Source organism: Stieleria marina, assembly GCA_007741555.1.
Lineage (GTDB): Bacteria > Planctomycetota > Planctomycetia > Pirellulales > Pirellulaceae > K23-9.
In genome coordinates, this window is sequence record CP036526.1 from 5,865,245 (window position 1) to 5,891,575 (window position 26,331).

Here is a 26,331-nt window from a genome sequence, read left to right on the forward strand (position 1 = left end):
CCTATGAACTCTCGCATCCAAACGTCGATCTTTCTGTTCGCATTGGCGATCGGCAACATTTACACCGAGATTCCCAGCACAGCGGATGCGCAGCAAGCAGCCCTCTCAGCTACCGACCGCGAAACGGTGCTGGCGATTGTCGATCAACTTTCGAACCGGCGGTTTCAAAGGCGACAAAACGCCGAAGAAGAACTGTGGGCGATGGGGCCAGCAATCGAACCGCTGCTGATTGAAGCCACCAAAAATGCCAACTTAGAAACTCGCGAACGCATTCGGTTCATTCGAGAGAAATTCGATCTCGGCATTACGCCTGAGATGCCTGCCGATGCACGACGGTGGATTACGACGGCCATCAATTCACGAAGTGACAAACAACGTCGTGAAGCCACAGCAGAGCTGGCAAAAATTGGTTACTTCGCCGCGACCTTGAAAGTCCTGCAGCGATTGGATTCGCCGCAGCAACGCAGCGAGTATCTATCGATGATCATGACGCAAACGCGAACGACGAAACCATCGACTGAACAAGACGACTTTCACTTTCGCTTGCTGGGCATGGCGGTAAACGAAGCCAATCCGCGAGATGCTAGTCGAATGATCGGGTACGTGCTGCGTGCCAGCCAAGTCCGACAGCGGGCGACACAAGTCACTTGGATCACCAAGTTTGTCGATCTCGTAGGACAATGCCCCAACGCAACGGCACGACGATCGCTGATCGATGGAATTTATTTCGACTCCAAGATCACTAGCGGTGCGATCAGCACTGACTTGCTGGTCAAGTGGATTGACTTGGTAGCCGACGAACCGGATCGAATGAGCCGCTTTCGGCACGTTTCAAAACTGCTAAGCACATCCGCGTTGATCTCTTCGTACGGATCATCGTCACGGGCTCCAAGGTTTAAGATCGACGAGCTATTCAATCGTCTGTCGCCGCAAGGACGAAACGCGCTTCTCGATACAACGGCAAATGTCTCATCGGCATTGACCGTCCTGCATCAAAAAGTAGGCGACCAGGCACTTTTGAAAGCTGCCGCACACACCAAAGACGAATTAATCCGCGGCAATTTGATCGGCCGACTGGCTGCTCTGCCCTCTTGGCCAGCGAAGAAGAGCGCAGACGAAATCGTCAAGCACGATGTGCTCTCGCTAATCGACAACGAACCCGACGGACCCGCTCGCCATCAAATCGTGACCGGATACCTGCAAGGCCTTGGCAGGCGTTCGTCCAGAGACGTTGCACCGTCGAGGGAAGTGATCCGTGCAATCTGGAACCGAATGACCACGCAGGACGATCATGCTTGGCAACTTATGGCGATCGTGGAGACGTATAGTTCCGAACAGCATTTTGGAGCGATGCACGACAAAGCCACGATCGAAAAAATGCTGCGATGCGCTAAACTGGCTTCTACCAAGGACACCCAGACACTTGCGTATTCGCCCATCAGCAAGAAACACCTGGCTGCCGAACTGAAGAAACACCGAATGGCGATGCCATTTATCAGGACGCTTGATTCGCTGCCCTCGGGGGCCAATCTTGGAAGCCGCTTTAGTTCGTTACTGGGTGCAAGCCAGTTTACAAACGCGCTGTATGATCGCGAAGAACGAAGATCGCTCTTAGCGTTTGTCGAAAAACACAGCGACAGCCGATCCCGACGTTACGCCGCGACTGGAATTCTACGAAACAAAACTCTGCTGAAACAACTTCTGAACGAAGGAGAGTTTGAGCGAGTCAAAAAGACACTCGTCGGCGGCGCGGACGAAAAGAACCGTGGCGACATGCTGGGAAAGCTTTACGCAAACGGCGCCACCATCGAATATCTGGTCGCAAATAAACGCATGCATGAAGTGCTTGATTTTGACACACAAAATCTGGCCGCCAATTATCGCGAGTCCGTTTTGACTCAATTGGTCGGCAGCGATGATGCGGTGACGGCTTTGCTAAACGCTGGCCACTACGATTCGCTCTTAAAATCAATTGAAAACATTGACAACGATGCGCGTCAAAAGGATCTCATGCGCAGACTGATGACTCGCAAAGCGTATGCTCGCGTGTTGGCGACTCAGGGATCGTTAGCCGCCAATCTGCTGGAACTCTCTCGCAACAAAACCTGGATGGCGTCACGCGGCTACGTCAATCTGATCACCAACCTGCATCTAAAAGATCTGGCCGCCGAGCCAAAACTGGCACTCTCGTTTTGGGATTTGGCGACTCAGTTGCCACGAGAGTACGACCGCCGCGAATGCATCAAAGCTCTGTTTGCGTCGGACTGGTTTTTCACACAAGTGCTACAGAACCAGCGTCTCGATGAGATCGTCGCCGTACTCCCCAAGACACTCTCTGCGACGGCCCATCGATCGGTAGTGTCCGATATGCTGCGAAAACCGGGAGCTGCCTTCTTCTTTCAAGACGGACACCTGCCTTGGCTTGTCAAACTGTGTCTCCCGCTGCGAGATGTCGACCAACTCAGTAGCTATCGATCGATTGGCTACTCCACCGAGGCGCAAAAATGGTTTTCGGGACCGAACCAGCCTGAGCGATTGATTAGGGAGTTTCAGTCCATCGACCGAAGACAACGCGGGAAGTTTGCTGCGGCGTTTTTGGAATCGGGCATTTTGTCAAAGCAAAGCAAGAACAAAACTTTAGCCACCAAATTGATCAAGTTTGCGTCCGCTCAGCCGGTCGAAGTCCAACGTCCGATCGCATTAGTTCTTCTGACCCAGTACACGACTTCGGCCGAAGCAGCGAAAAGCGACCTCGCCAACGTGGTCATTCGCCAGTTGGAAACAGAAGCCGTCGAGTATGAGTATCTGCGAAAGGCCCTGTACGCGTCATCGATATCGCGAAAGCTGCTCGAACAGAAAAAACTCCGCTCCATCATCGCCCGTTGCCTGAACTGGCCCGATGGCAAAGAACGACTCGTCCTGGGCCGGACGTTACTTTTGAATGTCTACTATCAGAAAGCTCTCACCGACACTGAACTGAAGACGCTCGCAGCGCCGCTTTTCGAGGGGACCGAAAGCACAGGAACCGTTTCGACGTACTTAAACTCGTCCACTCTGGTCGGGCGTTTAGTCGACCTTGGATTCTATGATCAACTACGCGACGTCGTCGACGCTCCCCAGTCAAATGCGACCACCTTCGAATCCCGACGATGGACGTTCTACACCAATCCTTCGGTGGTCGAACGCGCACGCATCAAGGATCCCAAAGCAACGGTGTTGGTAAAGCTAATCCAGGACACTCGAACCACTTCGCTTTACAGCCGGATGACACAGTTGGGCAGCAACGCGAAAGCCTTTGGATGGTTCCTTGATGGGCAAGGCATCACGCCGGTCGCATCGGTCATCCAGCGAATCGATGTTCGCAGCCGCAGTTCATTGATCCGAATGCTAACGACGTCGTCGAACATCTCCCGTGAAATCGAAAAACGCGATCTGATGCCGGGGCTGCTGGAGATCGAAGGCGTCCGTGAAACGGTCGTCAAAGATGGGAGCTATCTCTCCATAGTCAATTCGGCCCTATCCCGCCAAAGCAAAAGCGTCCCCGGCCTTCTGCCGATCCTGAAAGCTGCCTACCAAGAAGATACCAATCCGTCGCGGCGTTCCGCTTTGCTCGTAAGCCTGGGACGCTGGGAACTCCAAACAGCACTGATCGACCACGGCGACGGCCGATGGTTGCTTGATGTGATGGGTGAACAACACAAGAACAACTCCGACAAACCCAACGCTCGCCGACAACTAGAGTCAACGCTGGGACAACCTACCGGTTTGTATTCGCTAGCGATTCGAGTGGGCGATTACCAAGCCGCCGAACGATTGCTCCTCCAATTGAGCGACACCGATCAGGGCAAACTGCGTCTGATCCGATTCCGGATGCTGATGAAACGCTTTGGCAAATCGGATCTCGCTCCCCCATCACAGCCCACTCAATCACAGCCCACCGATCTCGATCAATCGCAGCGTTACCGCTACTTTCTTTTACGCAGCCAGAACCTAGACAGTCGCCCGCCGCTGATCACATCAAAACTGGCCGATCCGGTGATCCACTGGACCGACGCCATCGAAAACCATCGGTACGACGAATTGTCCACCCTGCCGGTGCCATCGATCAAAGAGATGCCCAACACGCCGGTCAAGAGCGACATCAATCCAGTCCATCGACGAGTCGAACAGCTGGGCTTTCAGATCGTGGCGAAGCAACTGGCGGGTTTGTATTCATCAAAAAAGACAGAAGACGCCGACATCAAGCAGTTGACCGACTTGGTCGAAAGCCATCCCCAAGACATTCACCTGCATCGATATGTGGCCGATGCGTTACTGTCAGCCAACAGGCCCAGACTAGCGCTCGCTCTGCTTGACGATAAATTGCCGCGCCGAGCCATGTACTGGCACTGGGAACGATTAGATTTTGACCGTGCTTTGCAATCGATCAAATGGGACCCTCATCGCTGCAATGTACTGTTCGATGATGTTCGCGGCCAAGCAAAACCCTCTGTGTCAAATCAGAGGCGAGCTCGAGATTTCCTTTTGCAGGTTGCCATCCTTTTGAAAGGCGCCGGAATGACCGCCGATGTCCAGGCCGTCATCAACACACTTAGGCAGCACGCCGCGGAATCGCTCGACGCCAAAAGTCGCAGGGAGTACCTCGTCTCGCTTGCGACTCGGATGCACCAACTGGGTTTCAAATCCGCGGCACATCACACGCTCGCGGAATTCACAAACGATCTTTCCGTCCGCTCTCGCTATTTCCTGACCATCTATCACTCGGACCAATTCCAAGCGTCCTGGCGGGAATCGCTTCAGTGGTGGGACGAATTTGCACGTCGATACCCCAATGAAACAGCAGTCGAAAGGCTCGTTCGGATTGATAACGTCATGTCGGGCCAAACACCACTTGCGGAACTGGGCATGTTCCCCCAGTCAAAAGACGACCGATTTGGCAATCGCCCGCAGACACCCGAGACTGACAGTGTCCCGGTTACCCACTTTCGCTATCAGCAATACGCGTTGGCACGAAAAAACGCTCAAGCAACCGACATCCCCCAGCACAATGACTGGATCCTGATCGGGCGCACACATTTGGCAGAAGACAACTTCGCCGATGCAGCCCAAGCTTTCCGCGAAGCCTGGAAGCTTCGCCCGCTGGACCTGACAAGGCTTTATCTAGCAGGCGATTGTTGGCAAAAGGCGGGCAAAACAACCGCGGCCAACCAATGCAAACAACAGGCTCGGCTCTTGGCACTTACGATGGGCAACGAATTTGGATTGGCATTGGGATTGCAACAGGAAGGACTCGACCAGGACGCGATTCAGATACACCGCGACCTACTGACAACGACGCTTCCCGGGCACAAAACCCACATCAACGCAATTCCGCTGGTCGCACGTAACAGCCCGGACACCGCGAAGAAATTGCAACTTTGGCAATCGCATGATTTGTATCATTTGCGTCCGACTCAGTTCCACACCAACCTCCGTCGCTGGGTTTTTCAAGCCGCACAGCGCCACGCGCTGAGGGCCGAACTTGCAATTGACCACAATGACTTCCAAACGGCCCAAACGGCGTGGCAAGACATGGCAGCGGTCGGCATGGGCAACACCCGGCTGATCGTTCCGCTGCTGCAGAAACTGGAAGCGAAAGGACAAACTGAATTGTCAGACAAGATCTTCGACGCACACCATAGCTATCTTCACGCGGCGCTCGAAAAACACCCCGACTCTCCCGCAATAAAAGAACACGTCGGTATTCTGCGTGATTTCAGCAAGCAAACGATTCGCCAGGATACGGTTCAATGAGAGTGCTTTTCGCTACAGCGGCCATCGTCTTTTTCATGGCCGCGTCGCCCTTGTCGTTTTCCCAAGACGCGGGGGTTCAGCCAGCTTCTTTGCTACAAGAAGTCGTCGGCCCTGGAGTTGAGATTCCAGGCCTTGGCAAGACAGCCGTCTTGCCGCCGATGCTTGCTGCGGAACTGACTCCGCCTGAGCGTGCCGCCGCGCTGAAGTCAGTTTCTCGCGGTGGAGATTGGAAACGTTTTAGCCGAAAATCCGTCGTGGCACCTCTTTCGATCGACTTGGAATACTTGAAGAACAGCGAAGGTGAACGCATGGGACATCGCGTCCACTTGGCGTTCGTTGTCCATGCGTCGTTGGAAACGCTGAAAGACCAAGACTTGATGAAGCAAATGTTTGCCGGCGAATCAAAGCCGGAAGACGCCGACACCGTCGAATCGGAAAAGATCACCGTGGACGAACTAAGCCAACGAGGAATCGCCCCGGACGACAAAACTTCTTTTTCCGTCATTCAGTTCCCGCTGCTGGACAAAGTAACCGTCAAGGGTGTGCTGCAAATTCAACAAACCACAAAAGACGACACGATTGTGCTGGCAGTCAAAGTCGACCCTCGATTCAGTACGCGAAATGCATGGGCGCCGATCAGCGAAAAAGGAGATCCCGACTGGCGTCCGTACCAAGGTGCCGCGGGATACCTAAGCGTGACGCGTCTGAGCGAAACGGACGGAACTGGACTGAGCAACGCTTGCTTTATCGAGTCGCGTTTCATCATCTATGAACCGACCGATTGGTTCCGCGGCAGTAATTTGCTACGCAGCAAAATACCACTGCTACTGCAAGAAAGCGCACGTAAACTGCGACGTAAACTTCAGTAATCCAGAGCATGGCCGAATCCCCTCCCGCAGTTCAGCATTCGCCGACGGGATACTTTTCGGCATTGCGTATCATCTTTGCACGTAGTGTCTGGCTCAAGTCGATCTCCATCGAATTCGCAATCGCGATGACGTAAGCCAAACAATCCGCCAGCTCTTCACCGGCAGCGTGTTTCTTGGCAGCGTCGTCCTTCACAGCGTTCGCCTCGTCCAAGGTGAGCCACTGAAAATGCTCGAGCAATTCGCCGGTTTCAATCGCCAGCGACATCGCCAAGTTCTTTGGATTGTGAAATGTTTGCCAATTGCGTTCATCAACAAATTGTCGCACCAGATCTTTCAATTCTTGGACGCGGGTCGCATCGTCGCTACTGGAATCCGCAGATACCGAAGGTAGGTTCATCATCTTTGTCCGGGAATGAGCTTTGAAGGATCGTTGGACGTGACGCTACAATAGGCAGCGATGCTATCTGACAACTTCGACAAACGAACCAACGGCAAAACGCGACTGCAAATCAGTCTGCGAGAATTGTTGCTGATCATGGTCGTCGTTGCGATGGGTGCCGCATGGGCGTTGACCCGATCACAGCTGCAAAAAAGTGATTCTGAACTTGCCAAATTGCGAGCGGAAGTCGGTTTTCTAGAACCAAGCACAGCGGATCAAGTTGCTGCGGTCCGCTTGCCCAGCAACCAGCCATTGACGTACCGATTGCGAATTCGCACGCCCGACCATCCCCGGTACCGAGTCGCGTACAGCAGCGTCTGGGAAAAAGACTCATCAGGACCGACGTGGTTCGCCGCCGCCCCGCTGCCACAAGGTGAGTCGGTCGTGATTGTGCGGGTTATGAAAGACCCTCGCGACGAACGCTGGAAAATTACTACACTGGTGCAGTCTGACGCAGGGACAAAGCGAATTGGAACCGTCCTCCCCGACGAACACGCTGCGATCTTTCGACAAACAGCCGAAGTCATCAGTGCGGGAGTTGGCCGACAAACGCTGGCAATTGACAAAGCAAAACCGCTGCGATTGTTAGACGAAAAATGGCTGGTCGGCGAAGGCGGTTTGATGCTGTACGGTGATAGGCCACCCGAGCGAGACCAAGTTGGAATCTACGCAGAATTGCAACCTGATATCGGCACACTTTAGATCCGTTGATCCCCCAAGCAATCCACTTCATCTTTTCTACTTACTAGTTCATTATGCCACGCGATTTTCTGAAAGACGCCGCTGACGAATACGATGTTGTTGTCATTGGCAGTGGACTGGCTGGAATGACATCGGCAAACATCCTGGGCAGTGCGGGGCACCGCGTGCTGCTGCTGGAACAGCACTACAAACTTGGCGGATTGGCGACTTGGTTCTTACGGCCAGGCGGGCACATATTTGACATCTCGCTGCACGGATTCCCGCACGGAATGATCAAGTCGTGCCGCCGCTATTGGAGCCGCGACATTGCCGACCGAATCGTTCAATTGACGAATATCCGATTCGACAATCCGCAATTTTCGCTCACGACCTCCTTCAACCGCGAAGACTTTACGCGGCTACTGACGACCGACTTTGGAATTGCTCCGCAAACCGTGTCTGATTTTTTTGATACGGCCCGCGGAATGAACTTTTACGACGATCAAGCAACGACGACGCGTCAGCTGTTTGACCGGTTCTTTCCTGGACGCGACGACGTCGTGCGTTTGTTGATGGAGCCGATCACGTACGCCAACGGTTCGACCCTGGAGGATCCCGCGATCACGTACGGAATCGTCTTCAGCAATTTCATGAGCAAAGGTGTGTTTATCTACGAAGGTGGCACCGAAGACCTCGTCGCAAGGATGAAAAAGGAACTTGTAAAGAACGGTGTCGACATTCGCATCAACTGCGGCGTGGACAAAATTGACGTGGAGGACGGCAAAGTTTCCGGCATCCAAGTAGGAGACCGAAAAATCAAATGTCGTGCGATCGTCAGCAACGCAAACTTGCGAACAACCATCCTAAATATGATCGGGCCTGAAAAACTGGATCGTGATTTTGTCGACCGCACGCAGGCGGTTCGCCTGAACAACAGCAGCACGCAGGTCTACATGGCGTTAAAGGAAGGCGAGGAGATCGACGAATCATCGGGTGATCTTTTCTTTACCAGCACGGCCAAAGAATTCCGTACCGATCTGTTGCTTAGCCGCGACATCACCAGCCGAACATTTAGTTTCTACTATCCTCGGACGCGCCCACAGAAAAAGAAGGAACGCTACGCGATCGTCAGTAGCACCAACGCAAATTGGTCCGACTGGTCCGACATGAGTGAAGAGGACTACAACGCCAGCAAAGCCGACTTGGTCGAAACGACGATCGAGGCTCTCGAACGCTACATTCCAGGCGTGCGAGACAAGATCGACCGCGCTGAAGCCGCCACGCCCGTCACGTTCAACCATTACACAAGGCACGAAATGGGCGCCAGTTTTGGGACCAAATTTGAAGGTCTGGGGGTTAGTCGCGAACTGCCACAGCAGATCGGCGGCATGTTCCATGCCGGCAGCGTTGGAATCATCATGAGCGGCTGGCTGGGAGCGATCAACTATGGTGTGATCGTCAGCAACGAAGTGGACCAACTGCTATTCAACGAATCGTCGCCGGTTTAGTCTTCAACAAGTCTGACGCAAAACTTCTTTCCACACGCGGACCGTTTTCAAAGGTTGAATTGATCTGTTCTTAAGGGCCCATTAAGATCTGTTGGTCAAGTGTTCAATCTGGGAAATCGGAATGCCAACCATCAAATTTTGCCCATCATGCGGAGAGTCTCTAGGAGACACGCAGGGTAGATTCTGCGCGATTTGTGGCAATGAGATTCAAAATGAATCGGAGCAGACCGCAAACTCGCAAGCTGCCGTAGCTGAATCAGCCGCGAAGACACCCAATCCGCCAGTCGCGCAGGAGCATCTCCCGGCATCCTCTGACGTTGCCGCAGGCCAAACTGACTCTACTTTATCGAAACACAAGTGGTTTGCAGCGATGGGCATCGTGGCTGCGGCGTCCGCATGCATCATCGGATTTTCTTTGATGCGATGGCCAGCCGAGAGCGACACGAACAACTTCAATGCTGGCACAAATCAGAGTGGTCAATCCCGGCAAACGCAATCGTCGCTTAAAATCGACGAAACTAATCGGATGGCAACACAGCCTCCTGCTCAGACCCAGACCTCGGGAAAACCCGCTGCCGCTGGTGCAGCACAAACCGGTTTGCCCTTAGAGCAAGCCGACGCAATCAAAAAGGAGATCGAGAGCCTGGAAGACGAACGCGCGCGTGTTAGCTCAGAACTAGATGACGCGAGCGAAGAACTCGATAGAGTCAAGCGTGAGCTAAAAGCAGAGCGAGATAAATTGCTAAAGCTAATAAGTCAGGTTGAGAGATTTACAAAATGGCGAGAGGCTGAACTAGTAATTGCCAACCCAACGCACCGGGCCGTCGCGTTGGTTTCTACTGCTGGCAATCCTACGCTGAAGTGCATCGACGTTGCCGAGGACGCTTGGGCTCCGATCGCCATCATGTCAGCGAGAGGAGGTGGCGCCCTTTGGACTGAGCACGATCACGTTTTAGCACGCCGTGTCCATGCTTCCGTGCAACCAGGTGAATTTCTAACTGTCGACCAGGATGCTGCCGTTCGATCTCTGTTTCGAAAACGCGATTTCTTTGAATCACCTGCCGATCCAGATCGTCGCTACGTTTCGTTTCGGCTCGCGTCAACTGACGCACCTCAATTTGCCAGATTCTGCGGTGCCGATGCTGCGTCAATCAAGATCCAGCGATTGGGCGAATCAGTCTCGTCGATTCCTCTCAGCCAAATCCGGCCAGGCTCAGCACGATTGGTGAATGAACGAGAAGCAAAATATCTAGAAGACGGCGAATTCCTCGACTCGTGCCTGATACGCATGGTTGAAGCGTTAGAGCAAGCAACTGCATCTACGATTTCTCAGCCGCCGTATCTCGCCGTCAAAGTCAACACTTCAGACGGTGGGTTGCGTGGCAAACCGAACATAGCGTTCGGCTTGTTGCAGCTGATTCGCAGAAAGTCCGCAGGAGAAGTCGATTTAGACCGCGCCCGGTATTTGCTTGAGTCAGAGATCTACGAAAAACTCTCGCGTCTTTCCAGTCAGGACGTCGGAATTAAGCTAGTCGAACCCGAATCTTTCGGTCAGATTCTCAAGGAAGCATTTCTGCCCAACAGTTTAGCTGCTGCAGCAATCAAACTGCTTCTGCAGGTTGAAGATGAAGACGATCTTGTCGCGGACTTGCTAATAGACGCTGTCGAAAAAACGAATGATCGACTTGCCTACTCTCCTGTAACTCATCTACTGGATATTGAAGTGGCGCCTCCTGCCGAAGGCGGTGCCTATCATTTGGATCTGCGACTACGGGATGTCCGTAATCGCGAGGTGCTATCGGCGATTCAGGGAGACCGGAAGTTTGTAGTCGATTCAGATTTGCACTTTCCCTCCTCTGGGCGGATGGCGTCCATTCGCTTGAAGAAAACTGCCGCAAGACCAATTGAGTTTGTCGAAGAACAGCCGCCGATTAATCGAGGAACGCTGTGGGTGCCAACCCAGACGGACACGTCGGCGGTAGTGCTATACGAAGGAAAGCGATCGGGCACCGCGATCTATCGCTCGCTCTTTGGCAAACACTTTCACTACGCGACTCCGGACGATGTGCATCTAACTTTCGTCGAACAGCCCGAATTGGTTCCCTTGCCCGATCGAGTCAGAGTGGCGGGCTACAATTTGATGAGAGCCATTCTTCCGCCGTCGGGCTACGTAGCTGCGATCGGCTCAAATGACTCCGCCTCCATTACCATTGGCGAAAACACTGGTTTGAAAGCCGGTGACCGCATGTACGCATCTCGCGTTACGGGTAACACTCCGGCAAAAGCATATCGCGTAAATCTCGCCGTTCCGCTTTCGGTAACGAAGGTCGCTGCATCGCATGCCATGATCAGGTTCGGTGACTCAGGGTTGCGGGAGCAGTTTCCGGAGGACCGATTAGAGATCGGAGATATCGTCTACGCACGACGAAGCGAAATGCCTGTCGTTGCCTTTTCGCCGTTCGAGTACCGGGGACCAGTGGATCAGAGAGCTGCCGTAAGAATGAAATACAAGGGTGCACGGCGGCTACGCCTGGATACCTACGCCGGCGACTCGACGAAAAAGCTTCACGACCGGCTGCACGAATTGTTGCAGGACTGGAACGTGCCAATGGTTTCCAATGACCAGGTGCGAACAGGCGTACGCTATGGCACAAATCGAGACGCAGGATCAATCGAAACACATGGCCGATATTTGCCGCCTAACGCACGGGTGACGCACCATGTAACGGGGATGGTCAAACTGGCAAGCGAAAGTCGATGCGAGGTCGATTTCAAGGTTTCAGACCCGTCTACCAATCAAGTGTTTTCCGAGTTCAGCGTAAGCCTTCCCATCAACGACCGATCGCGGTAACGAGCACAGACTTGCGATGTCACTACGGTGTCAGCGGCAACGGACTGTTGCTTAGTTCGCGGGCGTATTCGAGCAATTGTTCTTCGGCTACCTCTCCAAACACGAACCAGGGCCGAGCTTTGCGGATGACTCCCTTTTCCAAGAAGTCACCAAAAAGACGCAAGGCAATCTGATCGCCTGTGCTACTGCTGCTTGTGAAAGGACTATCGTGCTTGCCTAGAACAACCGCCAAGGGTTTGCCATCGCGAGTGGCGATTGAAACCGGCGGTGAACCAGAGCCAACGATTTCACCAACCGCCTTAGTACCGTTGGCTGCTGCGATGACATCCAACTTAGGATGCGAATCCAGCAACGTCGTTTGAATCGACACAGTGGCTTGCAACACAAACACGCCGCCTTGCTGCGAAGCGATCGGCTCCAAGGTTATTTTGACGCCAAATTCGTTGTCGCCCTGCGGCAACCAGAGGTGCAACTCATTGCCGCGAACATATTGCTCGGCGACCGGCGAAAGCTCTTTGCCTTCGATCGCATCAAGCCGAAACCACTGACGACCATCATCCCCGTCGACGTGAATCCCGTGATCCCCGCCTCGCGCATCGATCGTCAACTTGATCTGATCGGTGTTCCAGTTGGCTTGGCCAAGCTGGTTGGCCTTGATGGTCCACATGGCGTGCTTTGGCGGGTGAGCGAAGAGAGTTGGCCGTGCATGGCACGGCCGGAAACGATTCATCGACTCGGTGAGCCGCAATCGGCGTTGAATTAAGCCTTGTACTCAGCGTTGAAGAACTCTTTGCTGTTCTCAACGTCCGGTTTGATCGTACGGCTGCCTTCCTGCCAGTTGGCTGGGCACACTTCGCCATTTTTCTCGAAGTACTGCAACGCTTGCACCATTCGGAAAGCTTCATCGACGCTACGGCCCAGCGGCAAGTCATTGACGACTTGGTGACGCACGATGCCTTCTTTGTCGATCAGGAAGAGCCCGCGAAGAGCAACACCACCATCAAGCAACACGTCGTAGTCACGCGAAATCTGCTTGTTCAGGTCAGCGATCAATGGGTAGTCGGTTTTGCCAATGCCGCCTTGGTCACGCGCCGTGTTTGTCCATGCCAAGTGAGTAAAGTGGCTGTCGATCGACACGCCCAGAATCTGCACGCCCAAAGCGGCAAAGTCCTTGGCACGGTCGCTAAACGCGATGATCTCGGTTGGACATACAAAGGTAAAGTCCAAGGGCCAGAAGAAAAGCAGGACGTACTGGCCTTTGTAATCGCTCAAAGAAACTTCTTTGAACTGCCCGTCAGGCATGACGGCTTGTGCGGTGAATTCGGGTGCTTGCTGGGTGACCAAAACACTCATAGCGATGTCTTTTACTGTAAAAGTGAACTGAATGGGGAACGATGCCAACTTTTGTGTTGGCGACGATATTTCTAATGGGCCGAATCTCTGCCGGCCCATTTCACTGCGGCTGCGACTGGCGCGGCCCGTGGCAATTACGAATTGAGTTGTCTAACCGGTAAATTCTCGTTCGACAAATTTGGTGTCGTGCGTGCCCGCGATAAACTCCGGATGCTGAAGAACTTTGTCATGGAAACTGGCCGTGGTCTCGATTCCTTCGACCTGCATTTCCAACAAGGCCCGCCGCATTGTTGCGATCGCTTCTTCTCGCGTCGGGCGATGGACGATCAGCTTGGCGATCATCGAATCGTAGTGGGGTGGCACGCTGTAGCCACCGTACACGTGCGAATCGAAACGCACGCCCAGCCCGCCGGGCGTGAACAAACGAGTGATCTTGCCCGGGTTGGGCATAAAGTTCTTGTCAGGGTTCTCGGCATTGATCCGACATTCGATCGCATGCCCCGTGCATGACACGTCGTCCTGGGCGAACGACAGCTTCTCGCCCGAAGCGACTCGGATCTGTTCTTTGATCAAATCGATGCCGGTAATCGCTTCGGTTACCGGGTGCTCCACCTGGATGCGAGCGTTGACTTCGATAAAGAAGAAATCATCGTTCTTGTCGACGATAAACTCCACTGTCGCTGCATTACCGTACTCAGCGCCACGAATCATTCGGACCGCCGCGTCACAAATGGCCTTGCGACGCGATTCGGGCAAGTTCGGGCTGGGAGCTTCTTCGATCAATTTTTGGTGGCGACGCTGAACGCTGCAATCGCGTTCAAACAAGTGACAAACATTGCCATGGTTGTCGGCGATCACTTGGACTTCGACGTGGCGCGGTGATGTCACGTAGCGTTCCAAATAGACACCACTGTTACCAAATGCCGCGCCGGCTTCGGTACGGGCTTGATTGAGCGCCGTTTCCAAATCAGCTTCGGTTTCGGCAACTCGCATGCCTTTGCCACCACCACCGGCCGTGGCTTTGATCAGGACCGGAAACCCGATGTCCCGGGCAATTTGCGTTGCGTCGGTATTGGCGTCGATCAGACCGTCGCTGCCGGGCACAACCGGAACGTCGTTGGCGATCGCCATCGAACGAGCGGTGTTCTTGTCACCCAACTTTTCCATTGCCTGAGGCGACGGACCGATGAATTCAAAACCACTTGATCGACAGACTTCATTGAAGTGGGCGTTTTCGGCCAAGAATCCGTAGCCGGGGTGCACTGCATCGACATTGCCGACTTCCGCAGCAGCGATGATTTGGTCGATCTTGAGATAGCTGTCGGCGCTTTTCGCTGTGCCGACACAGTACGCTTCATCAGCCAGCGCGACGTGCATCGAATCCTTGTCGGCTTGACTGTAGACGGCCACGGACTTGATGCCCATTTCGCGACAAGCACGAATGATGCGCAACGCAATTTCGCCACGATTGGCGATGAGAATTTTTTGGATCACGAAAGGCTATTTCGACGAAAGACGATTGGACGAGGAGTTTCGACTGCTCGCTGGAATTACGCGTTGGGCTTCACGCGGAACATGGGTTTGTCAAAGTCGACGGGCTGCCCGTCTTCGACCAACACTTCGACGATCGTACCGCTGCATTCCGCCGGGATCTCGTTGAACACCTTCATCGCTTCGACGATACACACCACGGTGTTTTCATTGACGACTGCACCAACCTGAACGAAGTTTTCGGACTCCGGATTGGGGCGAGCGTAAAAGGTACCGACCATCGGCGCGTTGACCGTGATCGTTCCCGCGTGAGCATCGCTCGCAACCGGAGCAGCCCCCGCCGGCGCCGGCGCCGACGCTGCCAACACTGGTGCTGGTGCGGCCATCGGCACGGCAACGGCACCGCGATTGAGTTTGATTTTGTCATCGCCCTGTTGCAGGTCAACTTCGCTCAGATCGTGTTGCTCCATCAACTCGATAATCTCGCGAATTCGATCGACATCGAAGATCCCGCGACTTGGCTTACCGCCCTTACTCATATTGAACTCGCCGTCAGTTAACAATGGTTGGTTTACCTCAAGACCGTCATCATGGAACCAGTCTTGAGAGGCTCGGAAATGCATTTCCTGAGCGGGCTAGGTTTTACAGCATTATGCGGCATTCATCGAGTCCCTTGGGCAAATGCGACAAGACCTCGTGCCCGGACGAAGTCACCAAAATGTCATCTTCGATGCGAATCCCGAATTCGCCTGCGAAATACACGCCTGGCTCAACCGTGACGACCATCCCCGTCTGGAGCGTTTCGGTGCTAATGGACGACATTCGGGGGCCTTCGTGGATCTGGAGCCCGATCCCGTGGCCCAATCCGTGAACAAAAGCATCCGCCAATCCAGCCTCTTGAAGTACCCCGCGAGCAACTGCATCCACCTCTGACGCCTTCACGCCCGGCCGGATCGCCTGGATTGCCGCAACCTGCGAATCCAAAACCGCCTGGTACGCCGACCGAAATTTGTCGCTGGCGTGGTCCTGGTGCAAAGTCCGCGTCATGTCGCTGGCATATCCTTTGTAAAACGCCCCCCAGTCGATCAACAACGTCGCTGCGTCGCCGATCGGGTATGGCGACGGCGTGTAGTGTGGCAGCGCTCCCGCGGCGTCGGCGCCAATGATCGGAACAAAACTGACGCCTTCGGCACCTAAGAAACGCATCGTCGCTTCAAATTCATGAGCAATCTCACGCTCAGTCCAATCGCGACGCAGCTTGGCGACGACCGACAGAAACGTTTGCTCGTTGATTTGAATCGATTTGCGAATGATCTCGATTTCGCATTCGTCCTTGATCATTCGCAATGCTTCGACCACGCCACTGGTTTCGACCCACTGGACCGAATCAATGTTTTTGCCAAAACCGCGAAAGCCGTTCAGCGTCAGGTGCTCGGCTTCCACAGCGACTCGTTTCGCTCCCGCAGCTCCGATCACGTCTTTGATCGAATCGATCATCCGTTCGCCGGAATAACGAATGGTGGTTTTCAAATCAGGACATTCATCGGCGATCTGCGTTTCGTAACGACCGTCACTAATGATCGTCGTCTCGTTGGGCGTGATCAAAAGGTACGAACTGTCGCCACTGAAACCGCTTAGATACGAAACATTGATTTCGTTGGTTACCAGCATCGCATCGGCTTGGAGACCCTCTAATTGGCTGACAACTTTCTCGATTCGCTTCGTCATGCGGCTTCTCTGCTGTGAAGTGTTTCTTATCGTGACCCCATCACGGCTAACAATAGAACCAGGATTACCATCGCACCAGCACTGATGACGATCGACCTCAGCGACAACGGCGATGCATTGCCCGACACTGCTCGCTGAAACTCTGACCGAAAGCCGATGTATCCGGCAATCGACATTGCCGCGCCGACGGCAATCAACATCCATGCAGGAGTTCCCTCCTGCAGCATTTTGGTGCTGTCCAGTTCACTGTCGCCGGAGTAGTAACCGGCCAGAAGGTACAGCCCATTGGCGACAACACTAAACCAAGCGACGAACCAGACGGCCTGCCGCCGAACAATCGCGGCGACCACCAATACTGAAACGCTGCCGAGGATCGGACCTGCCCAAAGAGTGAGCAGCGGAAACGAATTGCTTGCGAACAAACTGTGCGGCAAACACCACGGTCGCAGCTCGAAATGCTCCAAATCCCCGCCGACGGCGCAGCCCACAGCGATGTGCCCCAGTTCGTGCAACAGGGCCATGCACAACCACGCCCACCACAGCAAATACACAATTTCGATCCAACGTCGCATGGCCCCAAATGTAACGAATTGCTCGATCGACGGCTCGCGAGAACTAGATATGTGAAATTCCTTGGCGATTGCGATCAAATGAGTGACAGAGGTCAGCCGCTTCACTAAACTTTGCCATGGATTGCTGGTCGTCGATTATTGGTCGCTCGGACCACGACCAACTTTGTCACTGGATTTGCCTCGGGAGAATTTTCAAAATGTCGCGTAATGTCATAGTTCAATTAGCTGGGTGCCTACTGCTTGGCGCCATTGTTAGCTTGCCTGCAATGGCTGCTGACGATGACGACAAAGCACCCAAGTTCAAGACCAAACAGATCATGAAGAAGGCCTTCAAAGGGCCACTACTGAAGAAGGTCGCAGGCGGCGAAGCTTCGGACGAAGAAAAGAAGCAACTGCACGAGATGCTCGTCGCATTGAGCAAGAACAAGCAACCACGCGGCGAAGACGAAAGTTGGAAAACCCTGACCAGCGCTCTCGTCAAAGCCGGTGAAGCCGCTGTCAAAGGCGACGAAAAAGCAGGAGCGATGTTGAAGAAAGCAGCGAACTGCAAAGCTTGTCACAAAGAGCACAAGCCTAGCTAGTCGCGAAGCATCGAATTAAAAAAAGCAAACCCCGCGTGATCGGATCACGCGGGGTTTTTCGTGGACTGCAAACCATCAAAGCCGAACTACTTTTCGACTTTCTTTAGAATTTTCAAAAGCTCGTTTGCCGTCGCGCGATCTTTAAGCGATCCGTCGATGACACCGCGAACAATGCCTTTTGAATCGACCACGTAATTGTCAAACGTCCTGTTCTGAGAACTGTACGCGGCGGAAGATTTCTTATTGAGATCAAGTCCCAGTAAAATTGTCTTTCGGTTCTTTGCTTCGATCTTCTCTTCGATCTTCTTCAAACCGTCGACGCCGTCAGTTTCCTCGCGGTATACGAACACCAATTGAGTGTTCAGCTTTTCAAAATCACTCGTTTGCTGTTGCAACTGGACCAGTTGCCGCATGCAGAAGGGTCACCAATGAGCACGACTAAACATCAATGCGACATTCTTGCCCTGCTTGGTGACGTCCGAGAGTTTCATTTCTTCGCCGTCGATACCCGTCATCACGATGTCGGGCGCGGCTTTGCCAACAACGACCTTGGTGGCCGGTGCTTCTGCAAAAACCGTGGTGGCCAGCATCGCCAGTGCGACGCCTCCTACGATTCGTAAATACATTTCGATAGACCATTTAAAGAGAAAGAGAAGTAGTCTTCCAATTGTAGTCGATCATTTGCTCACGAAGTCTCAGGCCAAAACTCGGTCATTTTTGCTCGCAAAAACTCTGCACTTCTCGCCAACTGATCCATGCCATCGACGCCGTCTTCGATACTGATCCAATTGTCGCCGAAGCCCGCCTGTTTCAATTGCGTAAAAATTGCGTCGTAATCGTTAAGCCCTTTGCCAATCTCACCGTGGCTTAAACGCTTGGCGTATCCCTCGGCACCAGCTTCTTCGTTTCGCAGATCTTCGATCGTTCCTTCGATCAAATAGCGATCACTGGCGTGCATTGTGACCACACGTGACGCAACACGGCGAAGCAACTCCAACGGATCTTCCCCCGCCAAAATCGTATTACTGGGGTCATAGTTGACGCCAAAATTGGGTGCCTGGACCGCGTCAACTAGCTCGCAAAACACGTCCGCCATCTGAGCAAATTCGGGGTACAACCAAAAATCATCCTTGTAATGATTTTCGATGATCAGCGTCACGCCTCGCTCTGCTGCATACGGAGCGCAAGTGTCGATGCACTCGGCGGCAAGTCGGACGCCTTCGCTGCGAGAAAGTTCGGGACGACGTTGTCCGGACAGCACCCGGCAAAAGGAGCCGCCCATCGCAGCGGTCATATCGATCCAGAATTTCTCTTTCTCGATCTGCTCGCGCCGAAACTCCGCGTCAGGATGCGTAAAATCAGGCGAGCAACACATCATCGGAATCACTAGCCCCTTGGACTCCACTTTGTCACGCAACGATTGCCAGTTCGACCGATCCTGCATCTCCAAGAAACTGGCATACCACTCCAGCCCATGGATCGGCAACTCGCTGGCAAGATCGATCCACTCGCTCAGACTGAACGTGCCGTCTTTGCACAGTTGTTGCATGTACAGTTTTGGAAAAGCAGCCAGTTGCGGCATCGCGTTGACTTTCTACGCTAGAGGTGTGTCGATCCAATGGGAGCAGCGAGCCCCATGAACTTGATCCGACGTTTGTTTTTGAAGACGTCATCGCCAGATGCGATCACTACTTTTGCGGCGCGTCGATTTCGTAGTGAACGATGACCATAATGTCGCCGGCTGCAAAACTACTCATTGGCCCCTGACCACTGCTGGGATTGCTGGCCAGGTTACCAGTGATCGAAAGCACCCGAGCACCGCTCTTGCGCATCCAACGGTTGATCTGATGCTCCATTTGAGGAATCTCGGTATCAACGCTTTTGAAGATTTTTATTTGTTGCATGGTGAATCAGTCGTGCAGCGATTGGGAGGCAAAGGCTTAGTGCCTGTCAGGCTCCGATTATACAACGTTTGTTGGAAGTTGTTGGCGAGAAGAAGCTGACATGACATCGGCCCCAGCGTCACAGACCACGACTGGATTGCCGCATCATAATCGCTGCATCAACCTAGCGCTGCATCACCGACGTCTCGGTGCGTTCCGCGATCGGCCGCAACGGGACGAACGGTTTCGACTTGGGCTCCCAAAGCTGCAAGCGAACTTCGTCAATCGTCGCTTCGCCGCCGCCGATCAACTCGAACATCACTTTGACTTCTTGCTCGCCGACGGTTTGTCGGTACAACCGGACCGGCGTCCAGTCCGACTGGCCACGGACCAGCACCCCCAGTTCTTGCCCGCCGGTTGTGTCGTAGACCAACAGGCCCTGGTGCGGATCGCCAAATCCGAGCGTGCGGACCATGGCGTCGATCCGAATTGCTTTGCCAGCTGGAATGCGAACCGAAGGGCTAGCGATTTGCACAATCGTGCCTTCGTAGCCACCCGGCAAAGGGTCGTCGCTGGTCGGCACCACGCTGGCTCGCAGGGCACCGCCGCCACTGAAGACACCTCGTGTGATCATCTGCACATCGGAATTGGCCGCGGCATTTTGACGTTGGCCAAACACCCAGCGATCTTCGCCAAAGACATCTTTGCGGTCCAGCGAACCAGTGGTCAGCCGGTTTCGGCCCCAGCCTTCATCATCCTGAAAGAGAGGTTGCCATGCGATCTGAATCGGCCCGGCGCTACAGGCCATGGGCGGCGAACTGGTCGGGTGGGGCCAATCAGGCATCAACGCTTCAGCCAATTGCCACTGGCTGCGCAGCCCCCACGCGTCGGCTCGCCTTGCCATTCGCAGGGCCACCGCCACATCGCCGGCACGATAAACCGGCTCGGCATCGTTTAGGGTCCGCATCGCAGCGGAAATCAAATCGGTCGGCGGCGCTGCTTTGGTAGCCCGTGCAGCGGTCGCGGCGGTCCAGTCCTGCCGCGTTCGACGAACCAAATCAGTGGTCAGCTGCCAGCGATCCAGTCCAGCTTGCTGTGCAAACTTTGCCGCAGATGCAGCCAGTTTTCCGCCCACGGACGGATCGCTACTGAGAACAATGATTTCGGCCGCATCGGGGGACACAATCTGCAGCCGCGCACCGGTAGGCGTTGTTTCGGGGGTCAAGCGTTCGGCGGCAAAGTGCGTCAGCCGCCAAGCATTCTTGGTGGCGTCTTCGGGCGAGAGCAATATTTCCATCGAGTTGCCATCACCCGAAAGCACTTCACTTCCTCGCAGCGCGATCGACGTTGCAATCAACAACTGCGTTTCATCAATCTGTAGTCGTCCACATCGAAAAGGAGCGCCCACCACACGCATCGGCGGGGCAGGGCGTGCACCAGAAACCCAGGGTGCCAACATTGCGACCATTCGATTGACGTAGCTCAATGCCATCGCTCGTTGCGAATCAAATTCGCTGCCCGACGCCAAGGATCGCGACGAGCGATACAGAATCGCTTCAGGCGTGGTCTCCAGGCTACGCATCACCTGCAACCACATGGAATGCCATCGAAAGCTATCAGGCGGTGGCGCGCCGATCATACGCGCGATCGCATTGGTTTGCGTCAAAGCAGACTCGGGCGGCATCGATGCCACTCCAACCGCAGTATGTATGCGGCCGTTGATGGCCGCGAGCGTCGAAATCATCTCGGCGATTTCTTCGCCTGCGGTCATACCACGAACACGCAGCGGCAGATCATCGATCATCGCATCAACAAGCGGCGAATAGCGTTGCCAGGTTTCGACCGGCGCGGCAACGATCGGACGTTGCCACCGTGGTGGAAATCCGCGCAGACGTTTGGTGGTGATTGCAGTCTGGTCGACTCGACTGCGATCCAGTGCCACGCCCGAACCGACGTACCATGCGGCAATCGGCTCCAGCAGGGCTTGAAGACTTGGGTCAGGCGCCGTCGGCGGCGGCGCGTAAATCATCATCCTGGCCTGAACAGCTTCACGCAGAATCTCTGCAGTGGGCGGATTGGACAGCAACACGCCATCAAACCCCAGTGACCGGACCCACAGCAGCGGTTCACCGTTATGCTGCAAAATTTTGGTGACTTTGCCCGCCGGAAACGGTGATCGACGAGCAGGCAACAACGGCGCAAATCCGCCGCCAAATTCATCGCCGGGCGTCACGCGATTGGAACTGGATTTCGACGCCTGTTCTTTTAGAAAGTCTGCTTCATCACGTACTCGCGATACATGCCCGCTTTTTCCAAGCGGGATCATCGAATCGACAAACAACTCATCGATCCTTAGCGATGACTTGCCGGCGCCGCTAAACGCATTGATCACCACTGCATCGACGTACGGATCGCTCAAGTCGGCTTTGCTGCCATGCTGTTGGCGTACCGCAATCGTTTTCAGACGCAGGGGCTTTTCGATCGCGCCAACGCCAATGCTGCGAAAGGCGCCGGGATCGTCGTAAGCAGCGCCGTAGACAATCGTGGACAGAGGGCGACGTGTTTCCGCATCACGTGTGTACGGGTAGCGAATCCGGAACCCAATTCTGGCTCCGACCGATGCGCTCATCACGGAAACGCGGGCGGTCAGACCGTCGATCGCTTGGATCGGCTCGATCGGATACACCAAGATCGCTTCGGTGCCATGGCCCGCTGTGAACGTCAGCGTTTCGCAGGCACGACGATCGATTCCGCCGTCGGCCAAATGCTTGTGTTCGATGACCCGCGCATCGCAATCGGAGGTGTCCAACGACCAACGCGGCGGATGCGCATCTAATCCGTCGTAGAGCTGCGCGGCGACTTTGCCTGATAAAACGGTTGTTAGCAGCACACCGTAGAACGCCATTGCGGCGACAAAACGCAAGCTTTGCCAGGACGGAACATTCCGAGGCGATTTCGCGGCGGTTAGTTTTCCAGCTCTCATTGATTGTTGACCTAGGGGCCGCGACTCGGAACAATCAGCCGCACGACGTCACCCACACGATGAACGGCCACCTGAAACATCAGATCTCGGCAGCATCCAAAACTTGGGGCATTTGACGGTTCGTGGACCGAAGGTGTGCGGTAATCGCGACGGGTATGTTTCAAAAACACCCCCTATCGTCGCAAGCCGTCACCGCAGGCGTAAAGTGTTTGGATACCATGATTTAGGTACTCAGGCCAAGACGAAATGGCGTTGCAAAAAGGCAACGTTGCGTCTTGGCATCATTGGCATGCCAATTAACCTAAGTCGTTACCAATCAGACACTTATGCGTCTCGTGACAGTCACCGCAGGGAAAGTGGTACTCCGCATGCAATGGATGGCAACCACGAAACAACGGTTTACACCCTTCCCATTTTGATTCCGCCGTCGCAGCAGCGAACACACCAGTTTGCAACGACCACGCGAAGCCGAATCAACACCCCAGGAAACGCGATGCCCAAAACGACGATCGGTTCGACCCCAAAAATCAACGACGAAATGCCCGCCGAACTTCAAGAGCTGGCCAAGGCAATCAATGCACTTCCGCAACGCTATCGCGATTCCGTGGCTCCTGCATTGGACCGAGTCGTCGAATGCAGTACTCGCCGCCGCCGAATCTTGAACCTGGTTCAAGAAGCTCTGTCGCAATTGCGTTTGGATATGAAGTATCTCGTATTCGATTTGGAAGCAACTCGCCGCGAACGTGATCAGTACCGCGAGCTGTTGGAAAAAGACGGCCTGCTATAGACCACGTCGAAAGAGACAACGCGAAGAAGTTTGCTTCAGCGGAGTACACTCCGTCGAAGCCCATGGCTTGTTGCGGTGTTTTCTTTTTACCGAGGTTCATGGCGGATTTGAAACACGACGAATCATGAAACCATGAGCAACCGTCGCCATCCAATGCACGTAAGCGGCTGCGGCATCAGTCGATCCAGCGTGCATTTGCCGGGCACACAAAACCGGCTACCGGGCACACAGCGTCAGCCGTCAGATGCCCAGGATGCTGAAACCAAGCTTCGGTTAGGCGACTTCAAAAAGGATCGTTTTCGACGATGCATTTGCCGCGGCTGAGTTTCTGCCAGTCAAAACTAGCAACGATCGACTGAGCCGACACTGGCTGTCGCTCGTCGAATAGTCCTGCTGAATGGGCTGCCCAACCGACGATTTGATCGGCATCGATGCCTTGCTCGCGATATTGGCTTAACCGTGTGTCGCCATGGCGTTTAGCCAGCCGGCGGCCGTCGGTACCGACAACGAGTGGCACGTGTGCAAAGGTTGGCACTTCGTAGCCCAGCGCAGCGAAGAGATCGATTTGCCGAAAAGTGCTGGGCACAAGGTCGTCGCCGCGCACGACTTCAGTGATGCCCATCTGCGCATCGTCGACCACTACCGCGAGCTGATACGAAGTGTTGCCGTTTTTCTGAGTAATCGGAAACGCGCCAAGTTGCTCTGCGGGGCGACACGATTGCTTGCCCAATACCAAGTCATCAAATTTGATCACGTCGTCGCTTGGTCGAAAACGCCAGCAGAACGTGCCCGCTTCGGGTATCGATTCGCCAGCCCGCCAACCGGCGCAGGTCCCTGGGTAGATCGGACCTTCGTGTGCAAATCCGATCTCGCTCTCGTGGGGCGCCGAGGCCGCTGCCACGATGTCTTTGCGAGTACAAATGCAGGGAAAAACCCGATTGGCGTTGATCAATTTCTGTAGTGCGGCATCGTACAAATCAACGCGTTGCGTTTGCACGTACGGACCATTCTCGCCGCCAATATCAGGACCTTCTTCCCAATCGATCCCTAGCCAACGCAGATCATCGATGGCTTGCTGGGCTGCCCAAGGTTTGACGCGTGGAGAGTCAATGTCTTCGATTCGCAGGGCCAACTTCGCGCCGCTTTTGCGAGCCGACCAATACGCCAACAGGTACGTCCGCGCATTACCAAGATGCTGAGCACCTGTAGGCGAAGGAGCGAGTCGGCCTTTGGTGTTCATAGAACGCTTTTCAAAAAAGTAGCCGGCCCGCAGGTTTGCAATATGCAGCTTTTCAATATGCAAGGTTCGCAAGGGATTTGCACACGGCACGGCGGAGCATGCCGGCTACGATTTTGGGATTCGTTGCTCGCTTTGCTCTGCGAGACGAACTAAAAATCGGCATTGCCGGGCGTGCGAGGAAATGGAATCACGTCGCGTATGTTTGACATCCCGGTGACGTACTGCACGGCTCGTTCCAGCCCGAGTCCAAATCCAGCGTGCGGCACGGTGCCGTATTTGCGAAGATCGATGTACCACCAGTAATCTTCTTCGTTCAAATCCGCTTCTGCCATACGACGCTGCAAGACATCCAAACGTTCTTCACGCTGGGATCCTCCGATGATTTCGCCAACGCCTGGCACCAACACGTCCATCGCGGCAACCGTTTTTCCGTCGTCACTGACTCGCATGTAAAACGGTTTGATCGACGAGGGATAGTCCGTCAGGATCAACGGTCCGCCAACGTGCTCTTCCGTCAGATAGCGTTCGTGTTCGGCTTGCAAATCGGTTCCCCAAGCGATCGGGTAATCAAACTTTTTGCTCGCTTTCTCCAGCACCGTAATTGCGTCGGTGTAAGTCATGTGCTGAAACGGTTTTTCGATAACGGCTTTAATCTGATCCAGCTTTCCTTTCTCGATCATCTTGTCAAAGAACGCCATGTCTTCGCCGCATTTGTTCAAGCAGTCGGTGAAGATCTGTTTCAGAAAATCTTCCGCCAACTTCATGTCGTCCGCTAAGTCAAAGAAAGCCGCTTCGGGCTCGACCATCCAAAACTCAGCCAAGTGGCGGCTGGTGTTGCTGTTTTCGGCGCGGAAAGTGGGTCCGAACGTATAAACGCGGCCCAGCGAGGTTGCATACGTTTCGGCTTCCAACTGTCCGCTGACGGTTAAAAACGTAGGCTTGTCAAAAAAGTCGTACTCGTATTTTACCGGTCCACCTTTCTGGGCCAGCATCTCCAGATCCAAACTGGTGACGCGAAACATCTCGCCTGCGCCTTCGCAGTCGCTGGCCGTGATGATCGGCGTGTGGGTGTAGAAGAAACCGTTTTCGTGAAAGAACTGATGAATCGATTGGCTGATCTGATCACGCACACGCATCACCGCACCAAGCGTATTGGTGCGCGTCCGCAGATGCGCCCACTCGCGCAGTTTTTCAAACGAGTGTCGTTTCTTTTGCAGCGGGTAGGTTTCCGGATCAGCCCAACCGAGCACGCGAACCGCATCGGCATGCAATTCCGTGTCTTGACCTTTGGCGGGTGATTCCTGCAATTCGCCGGTGATCACCACGCTACAGCCGGTGGTCAGTTTTTGAATTTCATCAGCGTAGTTGGCAAGCTCTCCGGGCGCCACGATCTGCAAGTTCCCCATCGAACTGCCGTCGTTGACTTCGATGAAACTAAAACCGCCCTTGCTGTCGCGACGCGTTCGCACCCAGCCGCGAATTTCTACCGACTTGCCCGCCGATGATCCTTGGCGAGCTTCTTTGACACTGATCCAGTTCGACATGTCTTTTCAATCCATTTCATCAAAACGA

At 54.3% G+C, this 26,331-nt stretch carries 21 protein-coding genes; 7 read left to right on the top strand and 14 right to left on the bottom strand.

Translation table 11 applies throughout. From position 1 onward, the window contains the following. The first annotated feature begins 3 nt into the window (after nt 1–3). Nucleotides 4–5,793 (top strand): tetratricopeptide repeat protein, encoded by a 5,790-nt coding sequence (locus tag K239x_RS20805; protein ID WP_145420264.1) that lies wholly within the window; start codon nt 4–6, stop codon nt 5,791–5,793. Continuing rightward, nucleotides 5,790–6,662 carry a hypothetical protein gene (locus tag K239x_RS20810; RefSeq protein ID WP_145420266.1) on the top strand — a complete coding sequence of 291 codons (873 nt, stop codon included), beginning with the start codon at nt 5,790–5,792 and terminating at the stop codon, nt 6,660–6,662. Before K239x_RS20805 ends, K239x_RS20810 begins: the two co-directional genes overlap by 4 nt. Nucleotides 6,663–6,693: 31 nt before the next feature. Here K239x_RS20810 and K239x_RS20815 read toward each other — a convergent pair whose 3' ends face one another. Further along, nucleotides 6,694–7,062, bottom strand: a complete 369-nt coding sequence (locus K239x_RS20815) for a nucleotide pyrophosphohydrolase (RefSeq protein WP_419189223.1) — start codon at nt 7,060–7,062, stop codon at nt 6,694–6,696. A gap of 57 nt (nt 7,063–7,119) precedes the next feature. Between K239x_RS20815 and K239x_RS20820 the strand changes: the two genes are divergently transcribed. The 3 genes from K239x_RS20820 to K239x_RS20830 all read left to right on the top strand — a co-directional run bounded on the left by K239x_RS20820 (nt 7,120) and on the right by K239x_RS20830 (nt 12,141). Then, on the top strand, nt 7,120–7,803 hold the full coding sequence (locus K239x_RS20820) for a hypothetical protein (protein WP_145420268.1): 684 nt from the start codon (nt 7,120–7,122) through the stop codon (nt 7,801–7,803). Between the two features lie 53 nt (nt 7,804–7,856). Further along, nucleotides 7,857–9,290, top strand: a complete 1,434-nt coding sequence (locus K239x_RS20825) for a phytoene desaturase family protein (protein ID WP_145420270.1) — start codon at nt 7,857–7,859, stop codon at nt 9,288–9,290. 526 nt (nt 9,291–9,816) lie between these two features. Further along, complete coding sequence (locus K239x_RS20830) at nt 9,817–12,141, top strand: hypothetical protein (protein ID WP_419189224.1); 2,325 nt, start codon at nt 9,817–9,819, stop codon at nt 12,139–12,141. A gap of 22 nt (nt 12,142–12,163) precedes the next feature. Here K239x_RS20830 and K239x_RS20835 read toward each other — a convergent pair whose 3' ends face one another. From K239x_RS20835 to K239x_RS20860, 6 genes are all read right to left on the bottom strand, one after another. After that, nucleotides 12,164–12,808 carry a hypothetical protein gene (locus tag K239x_RS20835; protein WP_145420274.1) on the bottom strand — a complete coding sequence of 215 codons (645 nt, stop codon included), beginning with the start codon at nt 12,806–12,808 and terminating at the stop codon, nt 12,164–12,166. Nucleotides 12,809–12,900: 92 nt separating this feature from the next. After that, nucleotides 12,901–13,494, bottom strand: a complete 594-nt coding sequence (locus K239x_RS20840; RefSeq protein ID WP_145420276.1) for a peroxiredoxin — start codon at nt 13,492–13,494, stop codon at nt 12,901–12,903. Between the two features lie 150 nt (nt 13,495–13,644). Next, nucleotides 13,645–14,988: an acetyl-CoA carboxylase biotin carboxylase subunit gene (gene accC / locus K239x_RS20845; protein ID WP_145420278.1), complete on the bottom strand. Its 1,344-nt coding sequence runs from the start codon at nt 14,986–14,988 to the stop codon at nt 13,645–13,647. Between the two features lie 56 nt (nt 14,989–15,044). Continuing rightward, nucleotides 15,045–15,524 (bottom strand): acetyl-CoA carboxylase biotin carboxyl carrier protein, encoded by a 480-nt coding sequence (gene accB / locus K239x_RS20850; protein ID WP_145422481.1) that lies wholly within the window; start codon nt 15,522–15,524, stop codon nt 15,045–15,047. Nucleotides 15,525–15,627: 103 nt separating this feature from the next. Then, on the bottom strand, nt 15,628–16,713 hold the full coding sequence (locus K239x_RS20855; protein ID WP_145420280.1) for a M24 family metallopeptidase: 1,086 nt from the start codon (nt 16,711–16,713) through the stop codon (nt 15,628–15,630). Between the two features lie 26 nt (nt 16,714–16,739). Continuing rightward, nucleotides 16,740–17,285, bottom strand: coding sequence for a hypothetical protein (locus K239x_RS20860; protein ID WP_145420282.1), 546 nt, complete (start codon nt 17,283–17,285; stop codon nt 16,740–16,742). 197 nt (nt 17,286–17,482) lie between these two features. Between K239x_RS20860 and K239x_RS20865 the strand changes: the two genes are divergently transcribed. Beyond that, complete coding sequence (locus K239x_RS20865; protein ID WP_145420284.1) at nt 17,483–17,866, top strand: hypothetical protein; 384 nt, start codon at nt 17,483–17,485, stop codon at nt 17,864–17,866. 86 nt (nt 17,867–17,952) lie between these two features. Here K239x_RS20865 and K239x_RS20870 read toward each other — a convergent pair whose 3' ends face one another. The 5 genes from K239x_RS20870 to K239x_RS20890 all read right to left on the bottom strand — a co-directional run bounded on the left by K239x_RS20870 (nt 17,953) and on the right by K239x_RS20890 (nt 22,732). Then, on the bottom strand, nt 17,953–18,279 hold the full coding sequence (locus K239x_RS20870; protein WP_145420286.1) for a hypothetical protein: 327 nt from the start codon (nt 18,277–18,279) through the stop codon (nt 17,953–17,955). 9 nt (nt 18,280–18,288) lie between these two features. Continuing rightward, the gene (locus K239x_RS20875; protein ID WP_145420288.1) at nt 18,289–18,492 is read right to left on the bottom strand and encodes a thioredoxin domain-containing protein; all 204 of its coding nucleotides are present in this window, start codon (nt 18,490–18,492) and stop codon (nt 18,289–18,291) included. Between the two features lie 59 nt (nt 18,493–18,551). After that, nucleotides 18,552–19,448, bottom strand: a complete 897-nt coding sequence (locus tag K239x_RS20880; RefSeq protein ID WP_145420290.1) for a sugar phosphate isomerase/epimerase family protein — start codon at nt 19,446–19,448, stop codon at nt 18,552–18,554. Between the two features lie 106 nt (nt 19,449–19,554). After that, on the bottom strand, nt 19,555–19,770 hold the full coding sequence (locus K239x_RS20885) for a hypothetical protein (protein WP_145420292.1): 216 nt from the start codon (nt 19,768–19,770) through the stop codon (nt 19,555–19,557). A gap of 163 nt (nt 19,771–19,933) precedes the next feature. Then, nucleotides 19,934–22,732, bottom strand: a complete 2,799-nt coding sequence (locus tag K239x_RS20890) for a hypothetical protein (RefSeq protein WP_145420294.1) — start codon at nt 22,730–22,732, stop codon at nt 19,934–19,936. Nucleotides 22,733–23,021: 289 nt separating this feature from the next. On the opposite strand from K239x_RS20890, the gene K239x_RS29060 reads away from it, so the two are divergent. Continuing rightward, the gene (locus K239x_RS29060; protein WP_473163546.1) at nt 23,022–23,519 is read left to right on the top strand and encodes a hypothetical protein; all 498 of its coding nucleotides are present in this window, start codon (nt 23,022–23,024) and stop codon (nt 23,517–23,519) included. Nucleotides 23,520–23,802: 283 nt separating this feature from the next. Here the strand turns inward: K239x_RS29060 and gluQRS are convergent, their stop codons facing one another. Beyond that, entirely contained in the window at nt 23,803–24,759 is a 957-nt protein-coding gene (gene gluQRS / locus K239x_RS20900) for a tRNA glutamyl-Q(34) synthetase GluQRS (RefSeq protein WP_145420296.1), read from the bottom strand. Between the two features lie 149 nt (nt 24,760–24,908). Next, nucleotides 24,909–26,303: an asparagine--tRNA ligase gene (asnS, locus tag K239x_RS20905; protein WP_145420298.1), complete on the bottom strand. Its 1,395-nt coding sequence runs from the start codon at nt 26,301–26,303 to the stop codon at nt 24,909–24,911. Between the last annotated feature and the right edge of the window lie 28 nt (nt 26,304–26,331).